Origin of the sequence: Clostridium sp. AM25-23AC (assembly GCF_003435125.1) — a bacterium.
GTDB classification, from domain to species: Bacteria; Bacillota; Clostridia; order Lachnospirales; family Lachnospiraceae; genus Pilosibacter; species Pilosibacter fragilis.
Genome location: NZ_QWGI01000055.1, coordinates 1 through 3,382 on the forward strand (window position 1 = coordinate 1; position 3,382 = coordinate 3,382).

The following is a 3,382-nucleotide window of genomic DNA, read 5'->3' on the forward strand; positions in this document are numbered from 1 at the left end:
TTAAACGTTTTATTTGAAATAGCACAACAGGTTAATTTAGAATGAAAAGTAGCAGGACAATGGGAGATGAGACCCAATGCCCTGCTTCTCTGTTTATTCGGAACGAACTGTAATATATTTTTGTTTTCGACTGTTTGGCTTATCTGGAATAGTCATTTTAAGCTGGCCACTTGCCAGTAGAGGATTCAAATATTTTCTTGTAAAATAAGTGAGATTTCGATAACCAATAAACGAGCAAATTTCTTGTTTGCTTTTTTCTGTTATACAAAAATCCAAGACTGCGTGTAGGATGTCCTGTGATTTATCTTGATCACTAACTTGGTCACAATCTTGGTCACTGACTAAGTCTTTCTGACTAAGATGGTAATTTACATTTTTCAAAATGACTCTGAAATCTGTCGCTGTTGAGGAAAATTCGGGCTTATATGCCTCTGTGTATCCAGGCAGCTTTTCGGTTTCACTGACGATTTTGCGCAGGCCACTTCCACGGCGTTCCATGTACTTCATGCGGTGGAACAGGTCAGCAATCACAGGGTTTCGTCGCATGGAACGGATACTGTAAATATCGTATTCCTGAATTGAGCCGCCGCCAAACATACCGCCCGGAGATGTGATTTCCACCCGATCATCAAACATATCAATGTGGACTTCGCTGCCAAGCACAATATAATCACGATGGATAAGCGCATTGACAAGAGCCTCTGTCACAGCTCGTTCAGCATAATCCGGCTTGTCTACCCGATACTGTGCCTCTTTGACAAAACGGACTTTGGAATTATTGCGAATAAATTCACTGCCGCTTTTCAGTAGATAAATCAGATTCCCTTCGTATTCTTTATCGTCCAGCGCATCATCAAAGATAGAGCCTTTTTCCAAGCCATTCCACCGGGTACAGAACATACGGGAGTTATAGACTGTGTGCTGATCAGTCATGAGCTTTCCGGCATTGGTCAAGACCCCATTTTTGTCAGTCAAACCGAAGGAGACATAATCGGATGGCTCAAAGCGGAGACCAGTCCGTTCCAGATAGGTTGCTTCCAGAAGTGTAAAGCTGTAATCCTTTTTTACCGCATCTGTTGTTAGGGTATTAAAGGACTGATTGCTTCCCTTTAAGATCAGTTCATTCACAATGTAATCCGGGGCAATTACGCTTTCATTTCCAACACGGATATATGCTTCCATCACGCCGTCTGCCTTGTAATAATATGGGGTGCTGCGGCCGGGAGAAACCTCCAGAGCTAATAGATTTTTACCATCTTCCTGTAATGGTTTTAAGATAAACTGAGGTAATGGTGTGATTCGTTCTTTGATTAAGCGGCTGATCGCTTCAGCATCCTTTTGAACATCGGACAAGCCGATAGGCTCCCGGTCATCGGAGACTCCGAAAAACAGAGTGCCGCCGATTCCATTGGAAAAGGCACTGACACTTTTTTAACCAGCTTTTTGGCTTTTTTGTTTCGAGAGCAACTTTGAAATCACATTCTGTTGCTTCAGCAATGAGCTGTTCTATCATAGAAATCCCTCCTTTGAGGTTGTAGAATGTTCTTTTTTATTATACCTAGCGGAGAAAGTTATTGCAACGATAGAAGCAAAGAGTTCAGCGAAAACAAAAATATTTATGAGAGGAGGTCCTTCTATTATGGTAATTACAAGAATCATGCCGCTTCGCCAGCAGAAACTCCGCATCGGCGGTCCGGCTGTCACAGCCATAGCCGGTAATCAGTTTTCCGTTGTCGGTCTTTTGCGGATTTGCCACATAATCAATAATATCGCTGATTGCCTGACTCTCAGTGCGCCCCTTGCCGATATGCAGGGGCATGATGCGTGTGGTTGCCATAGATGGAGCCTCCTTTCTCATAAGCAGAGAAGATATTTTCTGATTTTTCATGGGGATTGACATATTTTCTAAAGTTGCATATAATAATAGTACAAGGTAGGCAACGGCGTGTGTCTGCCAAAGCGTTGAAGCATAATAGCGTACCGGAATGCCTTGTTATGCAGAGCTTTCAGTAGGGGGTGTGCAGTAACCTCAAACCGGAGTAGGCTGCAAGCCGAAAGAAAATGCTCAAATCCGCCTTGCATTGCAGGGCGGCTTTCTTTATGTGGACAGAGAGGTTTTATGGATAAATTACAAAAGTGTGCAAAAGCATTTGAAAATTTGTTGGAGATACAATATCGGATCATTATTGGCCGAAAGGGAAAAACCGCAGAGTTGGTGATTGGCTTCTCCAAACTGGACTTTCATCATTTGATGGGTCTTGGAAAACTGAAAGATTTGCGGATCGCAAAACAAAATCGTGGTTCTGTATTTGATGAAATCATAACCGGAATCATGACATTGCGCCGAAGCGTCCCTTTTTTCGTCCTTTATGATTCGTTTTCCGCAATGGTACGCCGCAAAAGATTCATTTCGGCTTCATAGCCGTAATCCTCTTTTTCGCTGCTCTCCTTTGCCAATTCCAACGCCTGACGGCATAGATCCAAACCGGCTTTCTTTGCCCTGCGGCCGCCGATACCCAAAAGCTTGCAGCGCGCCAAGCGCATTTTGCATTTCACACTGCCCAATTTCTCGCCAGTTTCATAGCAGCAACGCGCTTCCTTTCCGTCCTGCGCAACGACGACGCCGTTTTCATAAAAACGCCCCAACGCCCACCAGGCGCTGTCGTCATTCCCATCGGCAGCTTTGCGGTAATGGGCATACGCCTCAGACAGCTTCCCTGCCTGCTCCAAATGCCATCCCATGTTGTAATCCGCCATGGCTTCGCCCAGCTCCGCCGCGCGGCGATACCATTCCATGGCCGTTTCCAAATCCCGCGGCACGCCCCGTCCCATCGCATAACATTCGCCCAGGCTATTCATGGCAGCCGGGTGGTTCTGCTCTGCTGCTCGTTCGTACCAGCAAATTGCCTTTTTCATATCCTGTTCCACGCCTTCGCCGTGGTCGTAATGCCAGCCGAGATTATGCATGGCATCAGCATTTCCGCCCTCGGCGGCAGCAGTATACCAACGGATCGCTTCCGTCATATTTTGTTCCACGCCTTCGCCATTGCTGTAATTCCAGCCAAGGCAGTACATGCAGTAATCACTTCCTGCCTCAGCTCCCCGCCGGTACCAGTAAAGCGCCCTTTCTTCGTTCTGTTCCACGCCTTCGCCGTCCTCGTAGCAGCATGCCAGATTATTCATGGATTGCAAATGGCCACACTGTGCGCCCTGCTCATACCATTTTACGGCTTCCTGCCAATTCTGCTCCACGCCATGTCCCATTTTATAGCACCGGCCAAGATTGCACATGGCACTGCCGTTGCCGCCTTCGGCACTGCGGCGATACCAGTAAAGCGCCCTTTCTTCGTTCTGTTCCACGCCTTCGCCGTCCTCGTAGCAG

2 protein-coding genes and 2 pseudogenes are annotated in these 3,382 nt (G+C 46.7%); 1 reads left to right on the forward strand and 3 read right to left on the reverse strand.

Annotation, left to right across the window (positions count from 1 at the left end):
• Positions 1–93: 93 nt before the first annotated feature.
• Positions 94–1,513 (reverse strand): annotated as a pseudogene (locus DW677_RS17200) (ATP-binding protein).
• Between the two features lie 147 nt (positions 1,514–1,660).
• Positions 1,661–1,837 (reverse strand): annotated as a pseudogene (locus DW677_RS19240) (relaxase); the annotation flags it as partial.
• Positions 1,838–2,119: 282 nt separating this feature from the next.
• Between DW677_RS19240 and DW677_RS17210 the strand changes: the two are divergent.
• Positions 2,120–2,422 carry a PBECR4 domain-containing protein gene (locus tag DW677_RS17210; RefSeq protein WP_242990729.1) on the forward strand — a complete coding sequence of 101 codons (303 nt, stop codon included), beginning with the start codon at positions 2,120–2,122 and terminating at the stop codon, positions 2,420–2,422.
• Here the strand turns inward: DW677_RS17210 and DW677_RS17215 are convergent.
• The coding region (locus DW677_RS17215; protein WP_147324983.1) for a tetratricopeptide repeat protein at positions 2,368–3,382 on the reverse strand (1,015 nt) is incomplete at its 5' end. The genes DW677_RS17210 and DW677_RS17215 overlap by 55 nt on opposite strands.

Excerpts from the sequence above, each read along its gene's own strand:
- DW677_RS17210 (WP_242990729.1), top strand. The coding sequence starts at position 2,120 with ATGGATAAATTACAAAAGTGTGCAAAAGCATTTGAAAATTTGTTGGAG.